General features: G+C 67.9%; 14 protein-coding genes. 3 read left to right on the top strand and 11 right to left on the bottom strand.

The genetic code is table 11. From position 1 onward, the window contains the following. Positions 1-49: 49 nt before the first annotated feature. From ndk to ileS, 4 genes are read right to left on the bottom strand one after another with little or no spacing between them, the layout of a single operon-like run. Positions 50-463 carry a nucleoside-diphosphate kinase gene (gene ndk, locus ACQCSZ_RS06825; protein WP_427007291.1) on the bottom strand — a complete coding sequence of 138 codons (414 nt, stop codon included), beginning with the start codon at positions 461-463 and terminating at the stop codon, positions 50-52. 52 nt (positions 464-515) lie between these two features. Continuing rightward, positions 516-1,028, bottom strand: coding sequence for a DUF4233 domain-containing protein (locus ACQCSZ_RS06820; RefSeq protein WP_427007290.1), 513 nt, complete (start codon positions 1,026-1,028; stop codon positions 516-518). Between the two features lie 3 nt (positions 1,029-1,031). After that, complete coding sequence (locus tag ACQCSZ_RS06815) at positions 1,032-2,390, bottom strand: bifunctional folylpolyglutamate synthase/dihydrofolate synthase (protein WP_427007289.1); 1,359 nt, start codon at positions 2,388-2,390, stop codon at positions 1,032-1,034. A 4-nt stretch (positions 2,391-2,394) separates the two neighbouring features. Further along, a complete protein-coding gene (gene ileS, locus ACQCSZ_RS06810) occupies positions 2,395-5,802 on the bottom strand; it encodes an isoleucine--tRNA ligase (RefSeq protein WP_427007288.1) in 3,408 nt (1,135 codons plus the stop codon). Between the two features lie 353 nt (positions 5,803-6,155). Between ileS and ACQCSZ_RS06805 the strand changes: the two genes are divergently transcribed. Then, the gene (locus ACQCSZ_RS06805) at positions 6,156-7,262 is read left to right on the top strand and encodes an endonuclease/exonuclease/phosphatase family protein (RefSeq protein WP_427007287.1); all 1,107 of its coding nucleotides are present in this window, start codon (positions 6,156-6,158) and stop codon (positions 7,260-7,262) included. A gap of 57 nt (positions 7,263-7,319) precedes the next feature. After that, positions 7,320-8,417 (top strand): endonuclease/exonuclease/phosphatase family protein, encoded by a 1,098-nt coding sequence (locus ACQCSZ_RS06800; protein WP_427007286.1) that lies wholly within the window; start codon positions 7,320-7,322, stop codon positions 8,415-8,417. 56 nt (positions 8,418-8,473) lie between these two features. Here ACQCSZ_RS06800 and ACQCSZ_RS06795 read toward each other — a convergent pair whose 3' ends face one another. Continuing rightward, positions 8,474-9,244, bottom strand: coding sequence for an SDR family oxidoreductase (locus ACQCSZ_RS06795; protein ID WP_427007285.1), 771 nt, complete (start codon positions 9,242-9,244; stop codon positions 8,474-8,476). 239 nt (positions 9,245-9,483) lie between these two features. Between ACQCSZ_RS06795 and valS the strand changes: the two genes are divergently transcribed. Further along, positions 9,484-12,102, top strand: coding sequence for a valine--tRNA ligase (gene valS / locus ACQCSZ_RS06790; protein ID WP_427007284.1), 2,619 nt, complete (start codon positions 9,484-9,486; stop codon positions 12,100-12,102). Here valS and ACQCSZ_RS06785 read toward each other — a convergent pair. The 6 genes from ACQCSZ_RS06785 to tig all read right to left on the bottom strand — a co-directional run bounded on the left by ACQCSZ_RS06785 (position 12,099) and on the right by tig (position 19,560). Beyond that, positions 12,099-13,925 (bottom strand): glycoside hydrolase family 15 protein, encoded by a 1,827-nt coding sequence (locus tag ACQCSZ_RS06785; protein WP_427007283.1) that lies wholly within the window; start codon positions 13,923-13,925, stop codon positions 12,099-12,101. The two genes, valS and ACQCSZ_RS06785, sit on opposite strands and share 4 nt — an antisense overlap. Positions 13,926-14,314: 389 nt before the next feature. After that, on the bottom strand, positions 14,315-14,932 hold the full coding sequence (locus ACQCSZ_RS06780; RefSeq protein WP_427007282.1) for a DsbA family protein: 618 nt from the start codon (positions 14,930-14,932) through the stop codon (positions 14,315-14,317). A gap of 139 nt (positions 14,933-15,071) precedes the next feature. Beyond that, complete coding sequence (gene clpX, locus ACQCSZ_RS06775) at positions 15,072-16,352, bottom strand: ATP-dependent Clp protease ATP-binding subunit ClpX (protein WP_427007281.1); 1,281 nt, start codon at positions 16,350-16,352, stop codon at positions 15,072-15,074. A 197-nt stretch (positions 16,353-16,549) separates the two neighbouring features. After that, the gene (locus ACQCSZ_RS06770; protein ID WP_427007280.1) at positions 16,550-17,212 is read right to left on the bottom strand and encodes an ATP-dependent Clp protease proteolytic subunit; all 663 of its coding nucleotides are present in this window, start codon (positions 17,210-17,212) and stop codon (positions 16,550-16,552) included. 38 nt (positions 17,213-17,250) lie between these two features. Then, complete coding sequence (locus ACQCSZ_RS06765; RefSeq protein WP_427007279.1) at positions 17,251-17,904, bottom strand: ATP-dependent Clp protease proteolytic subunit; 654 nt, start codon at positions 17,902-17,904, stop codon at positions 17,251-17,253. Positions 17,905-18,150: 246 nt separating this feature from the next. Continuing rightward, complete coding sequence (tig, locus tag ACQCSZ_RS06760; RefSeq protein WP_427007278.1) at positions 18,151-19,560, bottom strand: trigger factor; 1,410 nt, start codon at positions 19,558-19,560, stop codon at positions 18,151-18,153. Position 19,561: the final 1 nt, after the last annotated feature.

The raw sequence follows: 19,561 nt of genomic DNA, 5'->3' as shown, positions 1-19,561 counted from the left end.
GAACATTGGCCTTATCTGTCACCTCGGTGAGGCGGAACCCTGGAAACTCTTAGAACCAGATGCCGATCTCGCGCTCGGCGGATTCCACCGAGTCCGAGCCGTGGACCAGGTTCTGCTGGACCTTCAGGCCCCAGTCGCGGCCGAAGTCGCCGCGGATGGTGCCGGGCGCCGCCGTCGTCGGGTCCGTGGTGCCGGCGAGCGAGCGGAAGCCCTCGATCACGCGGTGTCCCTCGTAGACGGCCGCGACGACGGGTCCGCTGAGCATGAACTCGACCAGCGGCTCGTAGAACGGCTTGCCGAGGTGCTCCTCGTAGTGCTGCTCCAGCAGTTCCCGGCTCGCGTTGACCTTCTTGAGCTCGGCCAGGGCGTAGCCCTTGGCTTCGATCCGGCCGAGGATGGCGCCGGTCAGGTTGCGGGCGACGCCGTCGGGCTTGATCAGGACGAGGGTGCGCTCAAGGCTCACAGTTGCTCCAATGTGTCGGGGTGGGGTTGCGGTCAAAGTCTACGGGTTCCGGTTACGGGTTCTGGGCGCCGGCACCGGGCGCCGGTTCCGGGCCAGGACCAGGGCCCGGGCCCGGGCCCGGACCAGGGCCGCCGTCCGCCGGATGGGCGGCGTCCCAGGCGGCCTGCTCGCGTTCGCGCTGGCCCTCCTCGCGGTCGATCCGGATGCCGGTCCTGATCCCGTACCACCAGGCCGCCGCGAAGAGCACGCCCACGACGTACATCGTGGGCTCGACGATTCCGGCGAGGATCAGCACGAGCTGCAGGATCCAGCCCAGTCCCACGCCCCAGGGCCTGGAGACGACCGCGCAGGTGAACACGAGCACCAGGAACAGGGCGATCCCGACCGTGAAGATCAGGACCGGTGAAATCTCGCCGCGCCGCAGTCCGAAGACGGCCATGGTGCCGAACAGCACCACGAAGGCTTCCAGCAGCAGGACCGTGGAGGCGAACATGACCTTGGTGGAGCGTCGCTTCTTGGGCATGCCCGGGCGCCATTCGCGCTGGGCCTTGGTCAGTCGTGCCATCGCTTAGGCATCCGCCTTTCCGAGCAGGATCCGGGCTTCCGCGACGAGCGTGATGGACCCGGTGACCAGCACGCCGCCGGCGAGGTCCTCGTTGGCTTCGGCGCGTTCCACGGCCCATTCCAGGGCGTCGTCGAGCTTCTCGGCAACGTGGATGTCGTCCTCGCCGAAGCCCAGGTCCAGCGCGAGTTCGGCGAGGTCCTCGGCCGGCACCGCCCGGGGGGAATTGGACTGGGTGAAGCAGTAGTCCGCGTCGAGGCCGCCCAGGGATTCCTTGAGCTGGCGGAGGATCTCCTCGGCGTCCTTTTCGCGCAGGACGCCGACGACGACCACGAGTTTGGTGAAGCTGAACGCCTCGTGGATGGCCTCGGCCGAGACCCGGATGCCTTCGGGGTTGTGGGCCGCGTCCACGATGATGGTGGGCGCGGTGCGGACCACTTCGAGCCGCCCGGGGGACGTGACGGAGGCGAAGGCCTCCTGCAGGATCTCGGCGTCGAGCGCCTTCTCGCCGCCGAAGAAGGCCTCTAGGGCCGCGATGGCAACGGCGGCATTCTCGGCCTGGTGCGCCCCGTGCAGGGGCACCAGGAGTCCCTCGTAGCGGCCGGCGATGCCCTGGATGGTGACCATCTGGCCGCCGACGGCGACGGTCCGGGATTCGACGCCGAACTCCACGCCCTCGAAGCGGAACGGGACGTGCGTTTCCTTGGCCTTTTCCAGCAGCACCTGCGCCGCATCCACGGGCTGCGCGGCGCTGATCAGGAAGCCGCCGGGCTTGATGATGCCGGCCTTTTCGTGGGCGATGTCCCCGGTGGTGTCGCCCAGCAGGTCCGTGTGGTCCAGGGAGATCGGGGTGACGACGGCGACCTGGCCGTCGCCGACGTTGGTGGCGTCCGTGATGCCGCCCAGGCCCACCTCGATGACGGCGACGTTGACCGGCTGGTCCGCGAAGACGGCGAAGCCGAGGATGGTCAGGCACTCGAAGTAGGTCAGTCGGGGTTCGCCCTTGGCCTCGAGCTCGCCGTCCACGATGGCCAGGTACGGGCGGATCTCGTCCCAGATCCGGACGAAGGTCGCATCCGACACGGGAGCGCCGTCGATGCTGATCCGTTCCGTGACCTTGGACAGGTGCGGGCTCGTGTACCGGCCGGTGCTGAGCCCGTGCGCGCGCAGGCCGGCCTCGATCATCCGCGCCGTGGAGGTCTTGCCGTTGGTGCCGGTGATGTGGATGATCGGGTAGGCCTTCTGCGGCTCCCCCAGGATGTCCATCGCCCGGTGCAGCGGGGCCAGCCTCGGCTCCATCTTGTTTTCCGGGGCGCGTCCCAGCAGTTCGGCGTAGACGCTTTGTACGGAGAATTCGTCGGTCATGGGCTCAGGCCTCTACTTTGTCGGCGGTGGATTGTTCGGCCGGAACTTTTTCGACCGTGATCTGCGGTTCCTTGACGTCGGCCGGAACGGTGTCCAGCCGGACGGTCAGGGTCTCGGTCTGCACGAGCCCGGCGTGGGCCAGCAGCGCGCCGATGGTGCCCGGCGCCGCGGTGACGGTGGTGTGGATGCGGTCGCTGACGTTGAGTCCGGCGTCCTTGCGGGCCTGCTGGATGGCGCGGACCAGGTCCCGGGCCGTGCCCTCGGCCTCGAGTTCGGGTGTGACCTCGGTGTTGAGGACCACGAACCCGCCGCCGGGCAGGACGGCAGCTGCCCTTGTGGCAGGACCAGCCGCGGCGCCGGTGGCGGCTTCCGCCACGACGGTCTCGAGGGTGTATTCCTGCGGCTCGAGCCCGAGCCCGCCGGCGGTGACCACCCCGGCGTCGTCCACGGACCAGTCGCCGGATTTGGAGCCCTTGATGGCCTGCTGGACGTTCTTGCCCAGCCGCGGACCGGCGGCCCGGGCGTTGACCACGAGCTTCTGCTCGATGCCGAACTCCTCCGGGGAGGCGCTCCCGGCGTCGAGCAGGCGGACCGAGCGCAGGTTCAGTTCATCTTGGACGACGGCGGCGAACCCGGCCAGCGCGCCGGCGCCGGGCGCCACGACGGTGAGTTCCTGCAGCGGCAGCCGCACGCGGAGGTTGGCGGCCTTGCGCAGCGAGGATCCGGTGGAGCAGATCTGCTGGATCCGGTCCATCGCCTCGACGAGCCCGGCGTTGGCCGGGAACAGTTCAGCGTCCGGCCAGTCGGCCAGGTGCACGGAGCGTCCGCCGGTGAGCCCGCGCCAGATCTCCTCGGAGACCAGCGGCAGCAGCGACGCCGCCACGCGGCAGACAGTTTCCAGCGCCGTGTAGAGGGCGTCGAAGGCGTCCGCGTTCTCGTCGAAGAAGCGCTGCCGGCTGCGGCGCACGTACCAGTTGGTGAGCATGTCCAGGTAGCCGCGCAGTTCGTCGCAGGCCCCGGAGATGTCGTAGCTGTCCAGCGCGGCGGTCATGTTCCGGACCAGGTCGCCGGTGTTGGCCATGAGGTACTGGTCCAGGGTGTCGGCGTAGCCGTCGTAGCGCAGCTTCGCGTCGTACCCGGACGCTTGTCCACCAACTGCGTTAGAGGCGTTCGTGTACAGCGTGAAGAAGCTGTACACGTTCCACAGCGGCAGGATGACCTGGCGGACGCCGTCGCGGATTCCCGGTTCGGTGACCACGAGGTTGCCGCCGCGCAGGATGGGGCTGGACATCAGGAACCAGCGCATCGCGTCGGAGCCGTCGCGGTCCAGGACTTCCGAGACGTCCGGGTAGTTGCGCAGGCTCTTGGACATCTTCTGCCCGTCCGAGCCCAGCACGATGCCGTGGCTGATGACGTTCCGGAACGCCGGACGGTCGAACAGCGCCGTGGACAGGATGTGCAGCATGTAGAACCAGCCGCGGGTCTGGCCGATGTACTCGACGATGAAGTCCGCCGGGTTGTGGGTGTCGAACCAGGCCTCGTTCTCGAACGGGTAGTGGACCTGGCCGTAGGGCATGGAGCCGGAGTCGAACCAGACGTCCAGCACGTCCTCGACGCGGCGCATGACGGACTGGCCTTCCGCAGGAGTGCGGGGGTCGTCCGGGTTGGGCCGGGTCAGCTCGTCGATGAAGGGCCGGTGCAGGTCGACCTGTCCGTCCTTGTTCAGCGGCAGCCGCCCGAAATCGGCCTCGATCTCGGCGAGGGAGCCATAGACGTCGGTGCGCGGGTAGTCCGGGTCGGTGGACTGCCAGACCGGGATGGGGCTGCCCCAGTAGCGGTTGCGGCTGATGGACCAGTCGCGGGCGTTGGCGAGCCACTTGCCGAACTGGCCGTCCTTGACGTTGCCCGGGATCCAGTTGATCTCCTGGTTCAGCTCGGACATGCGGTCCTTGATCTTGGTGACCTCCACGTACCAGGAGGACACGGCCCGGTAGATCAGCGGGTTCCGGCAGCGCCAGCAGTGCGGGTAGCTGTGCTCGTAGCTGGCCTGGCGGATGAGACGGCCGCCGGCGCGCAGGACCTGGGTGATGGGCTTGTTCGCGTCGAACACCTGCAGCCCGGCAATCCCGGCGAGCGGGCCGTGGCCGAACATCGGCAGGAACTTCGCGCCCTCGTCCACGGACAGGACCACGGGGATGCCGGCCTCTTCACAGACCTTCTGGTCATCCTCGCCGTAGGCGGGCGCCTGGTGGACGATGCCGGTGCCGTCGGTGGTGGTGACGTACTCGGCCACGAGGAAGCGCCAGGCGTTCTCGGTGCCGAACTTCTCGGCGTCGTTGAGGTAGTCCCAGAGCGGCTCGTAGCCCAGCCCGTCCAGCTCGGCGCCGGTGTGGGTGGAGACGACGGCGGCCTCGGCGGCGGCGGCGCCCTCGGCGCCGTCGCCGTAGCCGAGGTCCTTGGCGTAGGAGCCCAGCAGGTCCGCGGCGAGCAGGAAGCTGCCCGTGACGGGCGCCTCGGCCGCGGCCGCCTTGATTCCGAGCGGGCCGGCGGGCAGCACGGCGTACGTGATGGAAGGCCCGACGGCGAGCGCCAGGTTGGTGGGCAGCGTCCAGGGGGTGGTGGTCCAGGCGAGCGCCTGGACGCCGGCGAGCTGCCGGGACAGCTCCGACTCCCCGGCCGTGATGGGGAACGTGACGGTGACGGTCTGGTCCTGGCGGTTCTTGTAGACGTCGTCATCCATGCGCAGCTCATGGTTGGACAGCGGCGTCTCGTCCTTCCAGCAGTAGGGCAGCACGCGGTAGCCGTTGTACGTCAGGCCCTTTTCGTGCAGCTGCTTGAAGGCCCACAGCACGGATTCCATGTATTCGACGTTGAGCGTCTTGTAGTCGTTCTTGAAGTCCACCCAGCGGGCCTGGCGGGTGACGTATTCCTGCCATTCGCCGGCGTACTTCATCACCGAGGAGCGGCAGGCGTCATTGAACTTGTCGATGCCCATGGCCTCGATCTGTTTCTTGTCCGTCATGCCGAGCTGCTTCATGGCTTCCAGTTCGGCGGGCAGCCCGTGGGTGTCCCAGCCGAAGCGGCGCTCCACCCGGTGTCCGCGCTGGGTCTGGTACCGGCCCACGAGGTCCTTGGCGTAGCCGGTCAGCAGGTGGCCGTAGTGCGGGAGGCCGTTGGCGAAGGGAGGCCCGTCGTAGAACACGAATTCGTTGCTGCCGGGCGTCCCGCCGGGCAGGTCGGGGCTGCGCTGGTCGATGCTCGCCTGGAAGGTGCCGTCCTCGTCCCAGTACTTGAGGATGCGCTCTTCGATCTCCGGGAACTTCACGGAGGCCGGCACACCAGAGGTGTTGGAAGCGGTGGTGGTGGCGCCTCGGCCGGCGGGAGCGGCGGAGGCCTTCGGGTAATAAGTCATCTCGACATCCTGGGTTGAGCTGGTGAACAAATTCAGGATGCGAGGACGGTCCGTACGCTGTTGTCCATTGCTGCTGTCCAACGTTGCCGGCACCGCGGTACCACCTCACTTACCGTCGCCGGGCCCCTGTGAGGGACAGAGCTCCGGCGTCGGCCGCTCATTACTGCTGTGACGGGCTTACCCGTCCGGTTCTACTGGCCCCCATGCGCCTGGTGGCGGCTGCTCACTGAAGCGGCTGATCATTGAAGCGGCGGGGGCGTTCTTCCGGAAGCTCACCGGTGATGGCCGGGTCAAAGCTGTTGCCACCAGTCTAACGGGTGTGCTGCGGGACTGGACAACCTAGACTCAGGCGCATGAGCTTGCCCGATGCCGGCCGCACCACCGGGCTGGGCCCCCGGCGCCGCGGGGCCCGGCTGTGGCGCGTGCTGGCGCTGCTGACGGCCCTGCCGCTGGCGGCGCTCACGGTCTTCCGTGCCGTGCCCGGCGAGTGGCCCGCGGCGGTGGAGCAGTGGCTGGCCTTCACGCCCTGGCTGGTGCTGCCCGCCGGCGCCGGACTGCTGTTCGCCGTGCTGGGCCGGCGCGCCTGGCTGATCGTGGTGGCTGCGGGGCTCCTGGCCGTGCAGCTGTTCTGGCTGTTCCCGCAGGACTATCTGTTCCCCCAGTCCAACGCCGGGGAGACCCCCGGGGGGACCGCCCGGGACACTCCGGCCGGCGGCGCACGGACGGTGCAGCTGAAGGTAATGGACATCAACGCGGAACTCGGCGGGGCGGATGCGGCCGAAATTGTGCGGCTGGTCCGGGACAACGGCATCGGGCTGCTGACCATCCAGGAGCACACCCCGGCGCTGCAGGAACGGCTGGCGGCCCAGGGGCTGGCCAGCCTGCTGCCGAACCGGATCAGCCGCCCCGTGAACGGTGCCGCCGGCAGCGCGTTCTACTCCCTTCATCCCCTGCAGCCGTTGGGTGCCCTGCCGGATTCCCAGTTCCAGGTGCCGACCGTCCGCCTCACCCTTCGCACGTACGGGCCGTCCGGCAGCCCGCCCGGCGGACAGACCGATGGGCAGTCCGCGGTTCTGGACGTGACGAATGTCCACGCGCAGCCGCCGGTTGGCGGCCGGGTCGAACGGTGGCGCAGTGATCTCGCCGCGATCGGCAGGCTTACGGCCGGTCCGGGGAACCTGCTGCTGGCCGGCGACTTCAACGCCACCTACGACCATTCCGAGTTCCGCCAGATCCTGCACGGCGGCCCCGGCGGCCGGCAGATGGTGGACGTGGGAACGGCCGTCGGGTCGCGGCTGGTTCCCACCTGGCCGATGGACGGGCAGCTGCTGCCCGGAGTCGTGATCGACCACCTGGTCACCAGCCCGCAGGTGCGCGCCACCGCCTATTCGGTGCACCGCGTGGCCGGGACGGACCACGCCGCCATCATGGCGACGCTGGCCGTCCCGGCAGCACCCTGACCCATGACGCGCCCGGCGCCCATGGCCAGCAGAGGATCGCCCGCCAATAATGGACCCATGAACACCACGGCACCGATGGCCCGGCCGGGCTTGGACCCCGGGCCGGCCTTGAACTCCCGCCCGGGCTTGGACTCCCGGCGGCCCGGCGTGTGGCGTGCGGTTCTGCTGACCGCACTGGCCATGGTGCTGGCCCTTCCCGGGGCTGTGCTCACGGCGGTCCGGATCGGCCCCTGGGAGCCGGGAACGCCCTGGCCCCAGCTGCTGGCGGGCTATCCGCTGACGGTGCCTCTGACCCTCGCCGCGGTGCTGGCGGCACTCCTGATCGGGCGGCGCCGCCGGGTCCGCCTCGTCGTCTCGGCGGGCGTGCTCCTGTTGCTGGTCATCCAGCTCGCGATGCTGGCACCGCGGATGGTCCCGCTTGCCGGGGAACGCAGTACGGCGACGCTGGCCGCCCCCACGGTGGCGGGCCACGGCAGGCACCTGACGGTCATGTCCCTGAACCTCGGCAGCTCGGAGGTGGATGCGGCCGCTGTGCTTGAGGCGGTGGCGGCGAACGACGTCGACATTCTGGCGCTGCCGGAACTGAACCCGGTTTCTCTGGAGCGCCTTGACCAGGCGGGCATCGGCCGCCTGCTGCCGTACCGGGTCACCGACGTCGACTGGGCGAATGTCGGAAACGGGATTTTCTCGGCCTTCCCGCTGACGACGCCGGGCCGCGTCCCCGGCAGCGGGTTCTTCCAGAGCAGGGCCGTGGCCGAGGTGCCGGGCATCCCGGGAGGGATTCGCCTGACCTCGGTGCATGTGAACTCCCCCCGGCCCGGGCACGTGCCCCGCTGGCGGAAGGACCTCGCCGAACTCCTCGAGCTGCAGCAGGGCGCGCCCGCGGAGGTTCCGGAAGTACTGCTCGGCGACTTCAACGCAAGTCTGGACCACCGCGGGCTGCGGAAGCTCCTGTCCACCGGGCTCACCGACGCCGCGTCGGCCACCGGCCGGGGACTGTGGCCGACGTGGCCCGCGAACTCACCGGCTCCCCCGTTCGTGCAGATCGACCACGTCCTGGCCAGCAGGGAGTTTGCGGTGGTGTCCTTCCAGACCCTCCCCATCCCGGGCTCGGACCATCTGGCCGTGGTGTCGGAGCTGGCGTACCGCGGCTGACGGCGGGCGCCCCGGCACCCCCAAAGCCCCGCGGGGTAACGCCCTTGGCTGTCGAACTAGCCCTTGCGGATCAGCTTGTAGTTGGCGGCCTGCGCCACCGGCCGGATCACGATCTGGTCCAGGTTGACGTGGTGCGGTGCCGCGACGGCGTAGCGGACCACCTCGGCGACGTCGGCGGCGGTCAGCGGCTTCTCGACGCCCTGGTAGACCTTCGCCGCGGCTTCCTCGCTGCCGAGCCGGTTGAGCGCGAACTCCTCGGTCTGCACCAGGCCGGGAGCCACCTCGATGACACGGACGTTGTGCTCGGCCTCCTCCAGGCGCAGGGCGCCGGTGACGGCGTGCTGGGCGAACTTCGCCGCGTTGTAGCCGCCGCCGCCCTCGTAGGCGGCCAGGCCCGCGCTCGAGGTCAGGTTCAGGACGGTGCCCTCGCCGCAGGCGCGCAGCATGGGCAGGAAGGCGCGGGTGAGCTTCATGGTGCCGAGGACGTTGACCTGGAACATCCACTCCCAGTCCTCCGTCCTGGCGTCGCCCACCTTGTCCGCCCCGCGGGCGCCGCCGGCGATGTTGATCAGGGTGTCGATGCCGCCCGCGCGGGTGACCTCGTCCAGCAGCCGGGCGACGTCGGCGTCGTCCGTGACGTCGGCGGGGACGGCCACGGCGCCGGTCTCCGCCGCGAGCGCCTCGAGCCGGTCCGCGCGTCGGGCGACGGCGAAGACCGTCCAGCCTTCGGTCCGGAGTGCGCGCACGGTGGCCTCTCCGATCCCGGTGCTGGCGCCGGTGACTACTGCTGCCTTGGCTGCTGCTTTGTTCTGGATTCCCTCAGTCATGGCACCACCCTAACGTCTCGGCTCCGACTCCCCGGTACGGTTGCGCCGGATGAAATCAAGCAGCACGCGTGCGTGGCTGATCTCCGGCTCGCGCGGCCAGAGCCGGTCCCCGGCACCCGGCAGCCGTCGTCGGCCGCGGGCTCATCGCAGATGCGCTTAATCACCAGGATGCCGGCCCCGTTGCCCGTACGGCGCCTGCTGCTGCCGGGTGCCGCCGCGGAGCATGAAACAATTGCTCCATGGCTGAAGACACGCAGGGTACAGACACGCCCACCACCGCCCCCATCAATGTTCCGGACAAGCCCGCCCTGGAGGGGCTCGAAGCCGCCCTCACGCGGCGCTGGCTTGACGAAGGGACCTACAAGTTCAATCCGGAGACCACCCGGGAGCAGGTCTACTCGATCGACACCCCCCCGCCCACCGCGTCGGGATCCCTGCACGTGGGGCACATGTTCTCCTACACCCAGACCGACGTCCTGGCGCGCTACCAGCGCATGACCGGCAAGAACGTCTTCTACCCGATGGGCTGGGACGACAACGGCCTGCCCACCGAACGCCGCGTGCAGAACTACTACGGCGTGCGCTGCGACCCTACCACCGCTTACGACGCCGGCTACCGGCCGCCCGCCGAGCCCGCCAAGAACCAGCGCGACTTCGACGTCGTCTCGCGCCGGAACTTCATCGAGCTGTGCGAGGAACTCGCCGTCGAGGACGAGAAAGTCTTCGAGAACCTGTTCCAGACCCTCGGCCTGTCCGTGGACTGGGACCTGACGTACCGCACCATCGATGACAAGTCCCGGGCCATCTCGCAGCGCGCCTTCCTGGCGAACCTCGCCGCGGGCGACGCCTACATGGCCGAGGCCCCCACCCTCTGGGACGTCACCTTCCGCACGGCGGTGGCCCAGGCCGAACTCGAGGACCGCGAAGTCGCGGGTGCCTACTACCGCTACCCGTTCTTCACCGAAGACGGCGAGAAGATCTACATCGAGACCACCCGCCCGGAACTCCTGGCGGCCTGCGCGGCCCTGGTGGCAAACCCCGACGACGAACGGTACCAGCCGCTGTTCGGCAAGAAGGTCACCTCTCCCCTGTTCGGCGTCGAGGTTGAGGTCAGGGCCCACCCGCTGGCCAAGGCGGACAAGGGATCCGGCGCCGCCATGGTCTGCACCTTCGGCGACCTCACCGACGTCACCTGGTGGCGGGAACTCCAGCTCCCGACCCGCGCGATCGTGGGCCGCGACGGCCGCATCATCGGCGAGACCCCGGACTGGATCACCACCGACGAAGGCCGCGCCAGCTTCGCCGCGATTGCGGGCAAGACGGTCTTCAGCGCCAAGGAAGCCGTGGTGGAACAGCTGTCCGCCGCCGGACTGCTCGACGGCGAGCCGAAGAAGATCATGCACCCCGTGAACTTCTTCGAGAAGGGCGACAAGCCCCTCGAAGTGGTGACGTCCCGCCAGTGGTACATCCGCAACGGCGGCCGCGACGCGGACCGCCGCGAACGCCTGATCGCGCGCGGCCACGAGATCGAATTCCACCCCGCCTTCATGCGCTCGCGCTACGAGAACTGGATTTCCGGACTGAACGGCGATTGGCTGGTCTCCCGCCAGCGCTTCTTCGGCGTGCCGGTACCGGTCTGGTACCCGCTGGACGCCGACGGGAATCCCGCATACGACGCCCCGATCGTGCCCTCCGACGCGCAGCTGCCGGTGGACCCGGCAGCGGAAACCGCACCGGGCTACGAGGAAGCCCAGCGCGACGTGCCCGGCGGGTTCACCGGCGACGCCGACGTCCTGGACACCTGGGCGACGTCCTCCCTGACACCGCAGATCGTGGGCGGCTGGAGCACCGACGAGGCGCTCTTCGCCAAGGTCTACCCCTTCGATGTGCGCCCGCAGGGCCACGACATCATCCGCACCTGGCTGTTCTCCTCGGCCGTCCGGGCCGATGCCCTGCAGGACACCGCCCCGTGGAAGCACGCGGCCATCTCCGGCTGGATCCTGGACCCGGACCGCAAGAAGATGTCCAAGTCCAAGGGCAACGTGGTGGTCCCCACCGACGTGCTGGAGGAGTACGGCTCGGATGCCGTCCGTTACTGGGCGGCCTCGGCCAAGCTCGGCGCGGACACGGCGTACGAGATCGCGCAGATGAAGATCGGCCGCCGGCTGGCCATCAAGCTGCTGAACGCTTCCAAGTTCGTGCTGAACCTGGGCGCCACCGAGGACTCGGTGGTTTCCGGGGACCTCTCGGTGCTCAGCAACCCCCTGGACCGGGCCGTGCTGGCCCAGCTCGCCGACGTCGTGCGGCAGGCCACCAAGGCGTTCGACAACTACGACTATGCCCGGGCCCTGCAGATCACCGAGAGCTTCTTCTGGCACTTCACCGACGATTACGTGGAGCTCATCAAGGACCGCGCCTATGGTGCCGCCGGAGACGCCCAGCAGGCTTCCGTGCTGGCGGCGCTGGCGACGAGCCTGGACACGCTGCTGCGGCTGTTCGCCCCGTTCCTGCCCTTCGCCACGGAGGAGGTCTGGAGCTGGTGGCGCACCGGTTCCGTGCACCGCGCGCAGTGGCCCTCCGCGGTGGAGATCGACGGCGACACCACCTTGCTGGCGACCGTCGGGACCGCGCTGAGCGGCATCCGCAAGGCCAAGTCCGAGGCCAAGGTCAAGCAGCGCACCGAGGTCCTCTCCGCGACCATCACGGCCACGGAGTCCCTCACCACGCAGCTGAAGGCCGGCCTGGCCGACCTCAAGGCCGCGGCCAACGCCCGTGAACTGGAGCTGGTGGCCGGGGACGGCGAACTGACGGTGAGCGACGTCGTCCTGGCCGCCCCCGAGGAGCCTGCGCAGGCCTAGCGGCGGCGGGCCATCCGCTCCTCGGCGGTGTGGATGGCCCACGCGGCATTGACGAGGCCGACGTGGCTGAACGCCTGCGGGAAGTTGCCCAGCAGTTCATCGCCGTCACGGGAGACCTGTTCGGCCATCAGGCCCAGGTCCGTGGCGAACGCGGCGGCCCGTTCGAAGACAACCCGGGCCCGTTCGGTGTGGCCGGCGAGGGCAAGGGCCTGGGCCAGCCAGAAGGTGCACAGCAGGAACGTGCCTTCCTCGCCGGGGAAGCCGTCCTCGCCCAGGTAGCGGAACACCAGGCCCCTGCTGTCCGTGAGCCGCTGCTCGATGGCCTCGATCGTGGCCAGCATGCCGGGGTCGTCCGGCGGCAGGAAGCCCACAATGGAGAGCATCAGGGCCGAGGCGTCGAGCTCGTCGTAACCGTAGGCCTGGGTGTAGGCGTTCGCCGCAACGCTCCAGCCGTTCGTCCGGATGGAATCCTCGATCCGGGCCCGCACCCCGGTCCAGTACGGGACCTTGTCGGCCGCGTGCAGGACCTCGGCCAGGGTGATGGCCCGGTCCATCGCGACCCAGCACATGAGCTTGGAATGCAGGTAGTGGCGGGGGGCGCCCCGGACCTCCCAGATGCCCTGGTCCGTGGACTGCCAGCGCGCGGCGGCGGCGTCTGCCGCGTCCGCGAGGAACCGCCGGGTTTCCGGTTCCATGTCCGCGAGGAACTGCGGCAGGGTGGCGGCGGCATCGAGCAGCTCCCCGTAGACGTCGAGCTGGCGCTGGTTCCAGGCGCCGTTGCCCACCCGGACCGGGGAACTGTCAGCCCAGCCTGGCAGGCGGGGAAGTTCCCGTTCGGACAGGTCCCGCTCCCCGCCGACCCCGTACATGATTTGAAGGTCGGCGCCGCCGGCCAGTTGGCTGGCGGCCGCCGAGGCCATGAACCGGAAGAAATTTCCGGCCTCGTCCGGGCAGGCCGCGACCCAGAGCGCCTGCAGGGTCATGCTCGCGTCCCTGATCCAGGTGTAGCGGTAGTCCCAGTTGCGCGTTCCCCCGGCGACCTCCGGCAGGGACGTCGTCGGGGCGGCCACGATCGCGCCGGTCGGGTAGTAGCTGAGGGCCTGCAGGATCCGGCCGCTGGTGGCGACGAGGTCCTTCCAGGGGCCCCGGTAGCCCTGGTGCAGCTCCGACCAGCTGCTCCAGCCCTCCAGAGTGTCCGCGAGCCGGCGGGCGATCTCAGCCTGGGTCCAGAAGGACGGCCAGTCCTGCCAGCTGTGCCGGTGGTGGAGGGCGAAGCCCTGGACGTCCCCGGCCCGCAGTGTCACCCGGGCGCGCGCGGTGTCCCCGCTGAACTCGAACGGGACCGCGGTGGAGAACGCCATGACGTCCGCCCCGCCGCGGGCCAGGAAGCCGCCGTCGGCGTCGTAGAGCAGCGGGGTGATCAGGCCGTACTCCGGGCGGGGTGCGAAGACCACGTCCACGTCCACTTCCCCCCGGGTGCAGGAGACCTGCCGGAGCAGGACGCCGGGTGCCTGTGCGCCGAGGTCGTGACCCCGCGCTCCGTCGCCGAGCACGAGGGCGTCCGTCACGGTCACGCTTCCGCCCGGGCAGGTGTGGACCGTCTCCAGTACCATGGTGGGTCCGAGGTACCGCCGGCTCGAGGACTGCACGCCGGCCGGCCGGATCGACCAGAACCCGGCCTCCCCGCCCAGGAGCCGGCCGAAGACCGAGGGACTGTCGAAGCGCGGGAAACACAGCCAGTCCACCGATCCGGCGGCGCTCACCAGCGCGGCGGAGCGGCAGTCGGACAGGAGGGCATAGGCCGCAATGGGTTCGCTGCTCATGGCTATACCCTGACGGAATAATGCCCCGCGGGCCAGCCCTCTCCTGCCGTTAAATTTCCCGGGCACGCCGTTCCCGGGCAGGTAGATTTCGGGCCGTTGTTTTCGGGCAAAGGGGAAGCCCCATCAGCGTATTGCCGTCGGTGGGGCTTCGACTTTCGATTGTCTCGTGACGTCTGTGACAACCTGGCAGGATCCTTGGATTTTCAGGTCTTCCTACCTCGTCACTGGTAGCCATCATCTGACTTTGCCGAAGGCTGCGTCAGATGAGTGTCACTGAATCTTTGGTTCCTGCGTCCCGCTTCTCTCGAAGTGGGTAAATTCAATTGTTCTCCCCTGCCGGGAGATGCACAAGAGCCCCGGAAGAACTACAGCAGCGTAATTCTCCGTGCTTAGTTGAAGGACGGGCTTTCGGTCCGGCTGCGCTTGATTTCATAGAAGTACGGGAAGGAGGCCAGCGTCACGGTGGCGTCCCAGAGCCGCCCGGCGTCCTCGCCGCGTGGGATGCGGGTCAGGACGGGGCCGAAGAAGGCGGTGCCGTTGAAGGCGACGACGGGCGTGCCCACGTCCTGGCCGACGAGGGAGATGCCGGCTTCGTGGCTGGTGCGCAGCCGGGCATCGACGTCATCGCTCTTGCCTGCTGCGGCGAGCTCCGGCGGCAGTCCCACTTCGGCCAGGGACTTGGCGATGACCTCGTCGATGTCGCCGTTGCCCTCGTTGTGGATCTTGGTGCCCATGGCGTCATAGAGGGCCTTGATGTACTCGCTGCCGTGCTGTTCGGCCGCGGCGGTGATGACCCGCACCGGGGCCCACGCCTTGAGCATGAACTCCTTGTACTGCGCGGGAAGTTCGTCGCGTCCCTCGTTCAGCACGGCGAGGCTCATGACGTGCCACTCGGTGGTGATGTCCCGGACAGCCTCCACTTCGCCGATCCAGCGGGAGGTGACCCATGCGAAGGGGCACATCGGGTCAAACCAGAAGTCGGCCTTGTTGGAAACGGTTTCAGGCACAGGTGTTCTCCTTGGGTAAGTCAGCGGGGAAATTGCGCCGCAGTCCATCGGATGCAGCGCCACATCAAACGCGGGGCCACATCAAACGGACGGGCGCATCAACACATGACAGCGACCCGCGCCCCGGATTTATTCCGGCTCAGGCCGACTTGCGGCGCTTGACGTCATGCGCGATCAGGGTGGCCGGGGCCTTCTTGGCCACGACGGCTTCGGTGATCACCACGGTGGCGACGTCATCGCGGCTCGGGAGGTCGAACATGACCGGAAGCAGGACTTCCTCCATGATGGCGCGCAGGCCGCGCGCTCCGGTGCCGCGCTCGAGGGCCTGGTCGGCGATCGTGTTCAGGGCCTCCTCGTCGAAGACCAGCTCGACGCCGTCGAGCTGGAACATCTTCTGGTACTGCCTGACGAGGGCGTTCTTGGGCGTGGACAGGATCTGGATCAGCGCCGCGCGGTCCAGGTTGGACACCGTGGTGATGACCGGGAGCCGGCCGATGAACTCGGGGATGAGCCCGAACTTCAGCAGGTCCTCGGGCATGACCTCGCCGTAGGAATCCGTGGTGTTCTTGACCTCGTTGAGCGGGGCGCCGAAGCCGATGCCCTTGCGCCCGGAGCGGGAGCCGATGATCTCTTCAAGGCCGGCGAAGGCGCCGGCCACGATGAACAGCACGTTGGTGGTGTCGATCTGGATGAATTCCTGGTGCGGATGCTTGCGTCCGCCCTGCGGCGGAACCGAGGCGACGGTGCCTTCGAGGATCTTCAGCAGCGCCTGCTGCACGCCCTCGCCGGAGACGTCCCGGGTGATGGAGGGGTTCTCGCTCTTGCGCGAGATCTTGTCGATCTCGTCGATGTAGATGATGCCCTGTTCGGCCTTCTTGACGTCATAGTCGGCGGCCTGGATGAGCTTCAGCAGGATGTTCTCGACGTCCTCGCCCACGTAGCCGGCTTCGGTCAGGGCCGTGGCGTCGGCGACAGCGAACGGGACGTTCAGGCGCCGGGCCAGGGTCTGCGCCAGGTAGGTCTTGCCGCAGCCGGTGGGGCCGATCAGGAGGATGTTGGACTTGGCGATCTCGACGTCGTCGTGGTGGACGCCGTCGGCGAGGTTGCTGCTCTTCGGGGCGTGTCCGGACTGGATGCGCTTGTAATGGTTGTAGACCGCGACGGCGAGCGAACGCTTGGCGGGCTCCTGGCCGATCACGTATTCCTGCAGGAAATCGAAGATCTCGCGGGGCTTGGGCAGTTCGAAACTGCCCAGGTCGGCTACTTCGGCGAGTTCTTCTTCAATGATCTCGTTGCAGAGTTCAATGCACTCGTCGCAGATGTAGACGCCGGGCCCGGCAATGAGTTTCCGTACCTGCTTCTGGCTCTTTCCGCAGAAAGAACACTTCAGCAGATCCGTGCTCTCGCCAATCCGAGCCATATGTGAACCCCTTTAGTATCTTGCTGCTGCCTGTTTCGAACGGTAAGCAGCCTTGCACCATTACTGGAATCACGGGCGATCCCAGGAGGCGACGGCCGTGACATGTTCCACTCTAGGTCACTTTCCCCCTGTTGGGTGGAAAGCGGACGCCGGTGCGGCCATTTGGGTGAGCCGCACCGGCGTCGTGGACTTTCTTCTTACCTGGTGGTGAGAGCCTGGGGCTTCATCTTGCGGGAGTCAAGGACCTGGTCGATCAGGCCGTAATCCATGGCCTCGGCGGCGGTGAGGATCTTGTCGCGCTCGATGTCGTTGTTGACCTGCTCCGGCGTGCGGCCCGAGTGCTTGGCCAGCGTGTCTTCAAGCCAGGCCCGCATCCGCATGACCTCGGCCGCCTGGATCTCCAGGTCGGAGGCCTGCCCGCCCTGTCCGCCGGACAGCGAGGGCTGGTGGATCAGGACGCGGGCGTTGGGCAGCGCCAGTCGCTTGCCCGGCGTGCCGGCCGCGAGGAGCACGGCGGCGGCGCTGGCCGCCTGGCCCAGGCAGACGGTCTGGATTTCCGGCCGGATGTACGTCATGGTGTCGTAGATCGCGGTCATGGCGGTGAAGGAGCCGCCCGGAGAGTTGATGTACAGCGTGATGTCGCGGTCCGGGTCCGTGGACTCGAGTACCAGAAGCTGCGCCATCACGTCGTCGGCGGAGGCATCGTCAACCTGGACGCCCAGGAAGATGATGCGGTCCTCGAACAGCTTCGTGTAGGGGTCCTGGCGCTTGAAGCCGTACGGGGTACGCTCTTCGAACTGCGGCAGCACGTAGCGGCTGCTCGGCAGGTTGCCGGCAGTCGATCCGAAATTGTAGTTCATGTCCATTGCTCCTGAATTCATCTCTGTCTACGTACCGGTCAGTTCTCGGAGGCAGCGCTGCCGGCAGCGCCGGTGCTGTTGCCGGTGCCATTGCCGCCGTTGGCGTTGGTTCCGCCGCCGCCTGCCACGGAGCCCGCGTGCGCCGCGATCTTGTCGAAGAAGCCGTAGTCGAGGGCTTCGATCGCAGTGAACCACTTGTCGCGGTCGTTGTCCTTGAGGATGGTTTCCACGCTCTGCCCGGTCTGGTCGGCGGTCAGATCGGCCATGACCTTCTTCATGTGCAGGATCAGCTCGGCCTGGATCTTGATGTCCGAGGCCGTGCCGCCGATGCCGCCGGAAGGCTGGTGCATCAGGATCCGGGCGTTGGGGGTGGCGTAGCGCTTGCCCTTGGTGCCTGAGGAGAGCAGGAACTGGCCCATGGAGGCGGCGAGGCCGGTGGCCACGGTGACGACGTCGTTCGGGATGAACTGCATGGTGTCATAGATCGCCATGCCGGCGGTGACGGAGCCGCCCGGTGAGTTGATGTAGAGGTAGATGTCCTTTTCGGGGTTCTCTGCCGAAAGCAGCAGCAGCTGGGAGCAGATCGCGTTGGCATTCTCGTCGCGGACCTCGGAGCCGAGCCAGATGATGCGCTCTTTCAGCAGGCGGTTGTAAATGTAGTTGTCCTGGGCGGCCGGATCGACGGTAGCCATCCGCGGTGCCCCTGCTTGCTGTGACATATGTACTTACCTCTCACTGGCGACGGTGACGTCACTTGACGACATCACTGAACTTTCCTACTTGGACACTAACGGTTTTCCCGGCCGCTTTGTGCTCGGGCGCGGGGCTGTTCGCTGACGGCGCACGATTGCCGGGGAGGGTTCATCACCGGCTTAAAAAGCCGCACCCCCGGAGCAAAGATCCGGGGGTGCGGGCTGGGACTACGGGAACAGGAAGTGTTAGAACTTCACTGCTGCCGGGTCATCGTTCTTGGCGGTCTCGGTTGCTGCCTCTTGGGAAGCGGTCTCCTCGACATCGGCTTCGGTCCCGGCGGCTGCCTGGACGGCTGCTTCTTCGCCGCCCGGGCGGACGAAGTCGCTGAGGTCAACCTTGTTGCCCTCCGAGTCGGTCACGTCGGCCTGGCCCAGGACGACGGCGAGTGCCTTGCGGCGGCGCACCTCGGAAACCATCATGGGGACCTGGCCGCTCTGATCGATGATCTGCGCGAACTGGTTCGGATCCATGCCGTACTGGCTGGCGCTCGTGACGATGTAGTCGATCAGCTCGTTCTGGCTGACGCTGACGTCTTCCTTGTCCGCGATGGCGTCGAGGATGACCTCGTTCTGGAAGGCACGCGCGGTGTTGGCCTTGACCTCGGCGCGGTGCTCTTCGGTGTCGTGCTCGCCCTCGCCGTGGGAATTCTCCGCGCTGAAGTGCTGCTCAAGCTGCTCGTCGACGACGGATTCGGGGACGGGAACCTCGATGAGCTCGACGAGCTTGTCGAGGACCTTGTCGCGGGCCTCAACGCCCTGTTCGACGACCTTGGACTCGACGGCCTGCTTGGCGAGGTCCTCGCGGAGTTCAGCCAGGGTGTCGAACTCCGAGGCCAGCTGGGCGAAGTCGTCGTTGGCCTCGGGAAGTTCGCGTTCCTTGACGGACTTGACCACTACCTTGACCTGGGCGGCTTCGCCGGCGTGCTCGCCGCCCACGAGGGTGGTGTCGAAGATGGCGTCCTCGTCCACGCTGAGGCCGGTGACGGCTTCGTCGAGGCCTTCGAGCATGGTGCCGGCACCGACCTGGTAGGACAGGCCCGACGCGGAATCGACTTCGGTGCCGTCGACGGACGCAGCGATGTCGATGGTCAGGAAGTCGCCGTCGGCGGCGGGACGGTCCAGGGACTTCAGCGTGCCGAAGCGGCCGCGGAGTTCGTCCAGGGCCTTGTCGACGTCGGCGTCGGCGGATTCGGCCGCGGCGACCTCGACCTTGATGCCGGCGTAGTCCGGCAGCTCGATCTCGGGGCGGACGTCAACCTCGGCGTGGAACTTGAGTTCACCGTCGGTGGCGGACGGGTCCGGAACCTCGGTGATTTCGACCTCGGGACGGCTCAGCGGGCGGATGCCGGTCTCCTGGACAGCGGCCTGGTACCAGCCGTTGAGGCCTTCGTTGATGGCCGTCTCCAGGACGTAGCCGCGGCCGACGCGCTGGTCAATAAGCTTGGAGGGGACCTTGCCCTTGCGGAAACCGGGGACCTGGATCTGCGAAGCAACAGTCTTGTATGCCTCTGCGATGCTGGGCTTCAATTCCTCAAAGGGGACCTCAACATTGAGCTTGACCCGCGTGGGGGTGAGGTTCTCGACAGCGCTCTTCACA

The sequence above is a fragment of the Pseudarthrobacter sp. H2 genome (genome assembly GCF_050157045.1).
Taxonomy (GTDB): Bacteria; Actinomycetota; Actinomycetes; order Actinomycetales; family Micrococcaceae; genus Arthrobacter.
This window is presented reverse-complemented; position numbering and strand designations above follow the sequence as displayed.

What these genes read in the sequence shown, in the direction of transcription:
- ACQCSZ_RS06820 (WP_427007290.1), bottom strand. Translation starts at nt 1,028, where the DNA reads ATGGCACGACTGACCAAGGCCCAGCGCGAATGGCGCCCGGGCATGCCC.
- ACQCSZ_RS06815 (WP_427007289.1), bottom strand. Translation starts at nt 2,390, where the DNA reads ATGACCGACGAATTCTCCGTACAAAGCGTCTACGCCGAACTGCTGGGA.
- ileS (WP_427007288.1), bottom strand. Translation starts at nt 5,802, where the DNA reads ATGACTTATTACCCGAAGGCCTCCGCCGCTCCCGCCGGCCGAGGCGCC.
- ACQCSZ_RS06805 (WP_427007287.1), top strand. Translation starts at nt 6,156, where the DNA reads ATGAGCTTGCCCGATGCCGGCCGCACCACCGGGCTGGGCCCCCGGCGC.
- ACQCSZ_RS06800 (WP_427007286.1), top strand. Translation starts at nt 7,320, where the DNA reads ATGAACACCACGGCACCGATGGCCCGGCCGGGCTTGGACCCCGGGCCG.
- ACQCSZ_RS06795 (WP_427007285.1), bottom strand. Translation starts at nt 9,244, where the DNA reads ATGACTGAGGGAATCCAGAACAAAGCAGCAGCCAAGGCAGCAGTAGTC.
- valS (WP_427007284.1), top strand. Translation starts at nt 9,484, where the DNA reads ATGGCTGAAGACACGCAGGGTACAGACACGCCCACCACCGCCCCCATC.
- ACQCSZ_RS06785 (WP_427007283.1), bottom strand. Translation starts at nt 13,925, where the DNA reads ATGAGCAGCGAACCCATTGCGGCCTATGCCCTCCTGTCCGACTGCCGC.
- clpX (WP_427007281.1), bottom strand. Translation starts at nt 16,352, where the DNA reads ATGGCTCGGATTGGCGAGAGCACGGATCTGCTGAAGTGTTCTTTCTGC.
- ACQCSZ_RS06770 (WP_427007280.1), bottom strand. Translation starts at nt 17,212, where the DNA reads ATGAACTACAATTTCGGATCGACTGCCGGCAACCTGCCGAGCAGCCGC.
- ACQCSZ_RS06765 (WP_427007279.1), bottom strand. Translation starts at nt 17,904, where the DNA reads ATGGCTACCGTCGATCCGGCCGCCCAGGACAACTACATTTACAACCGC.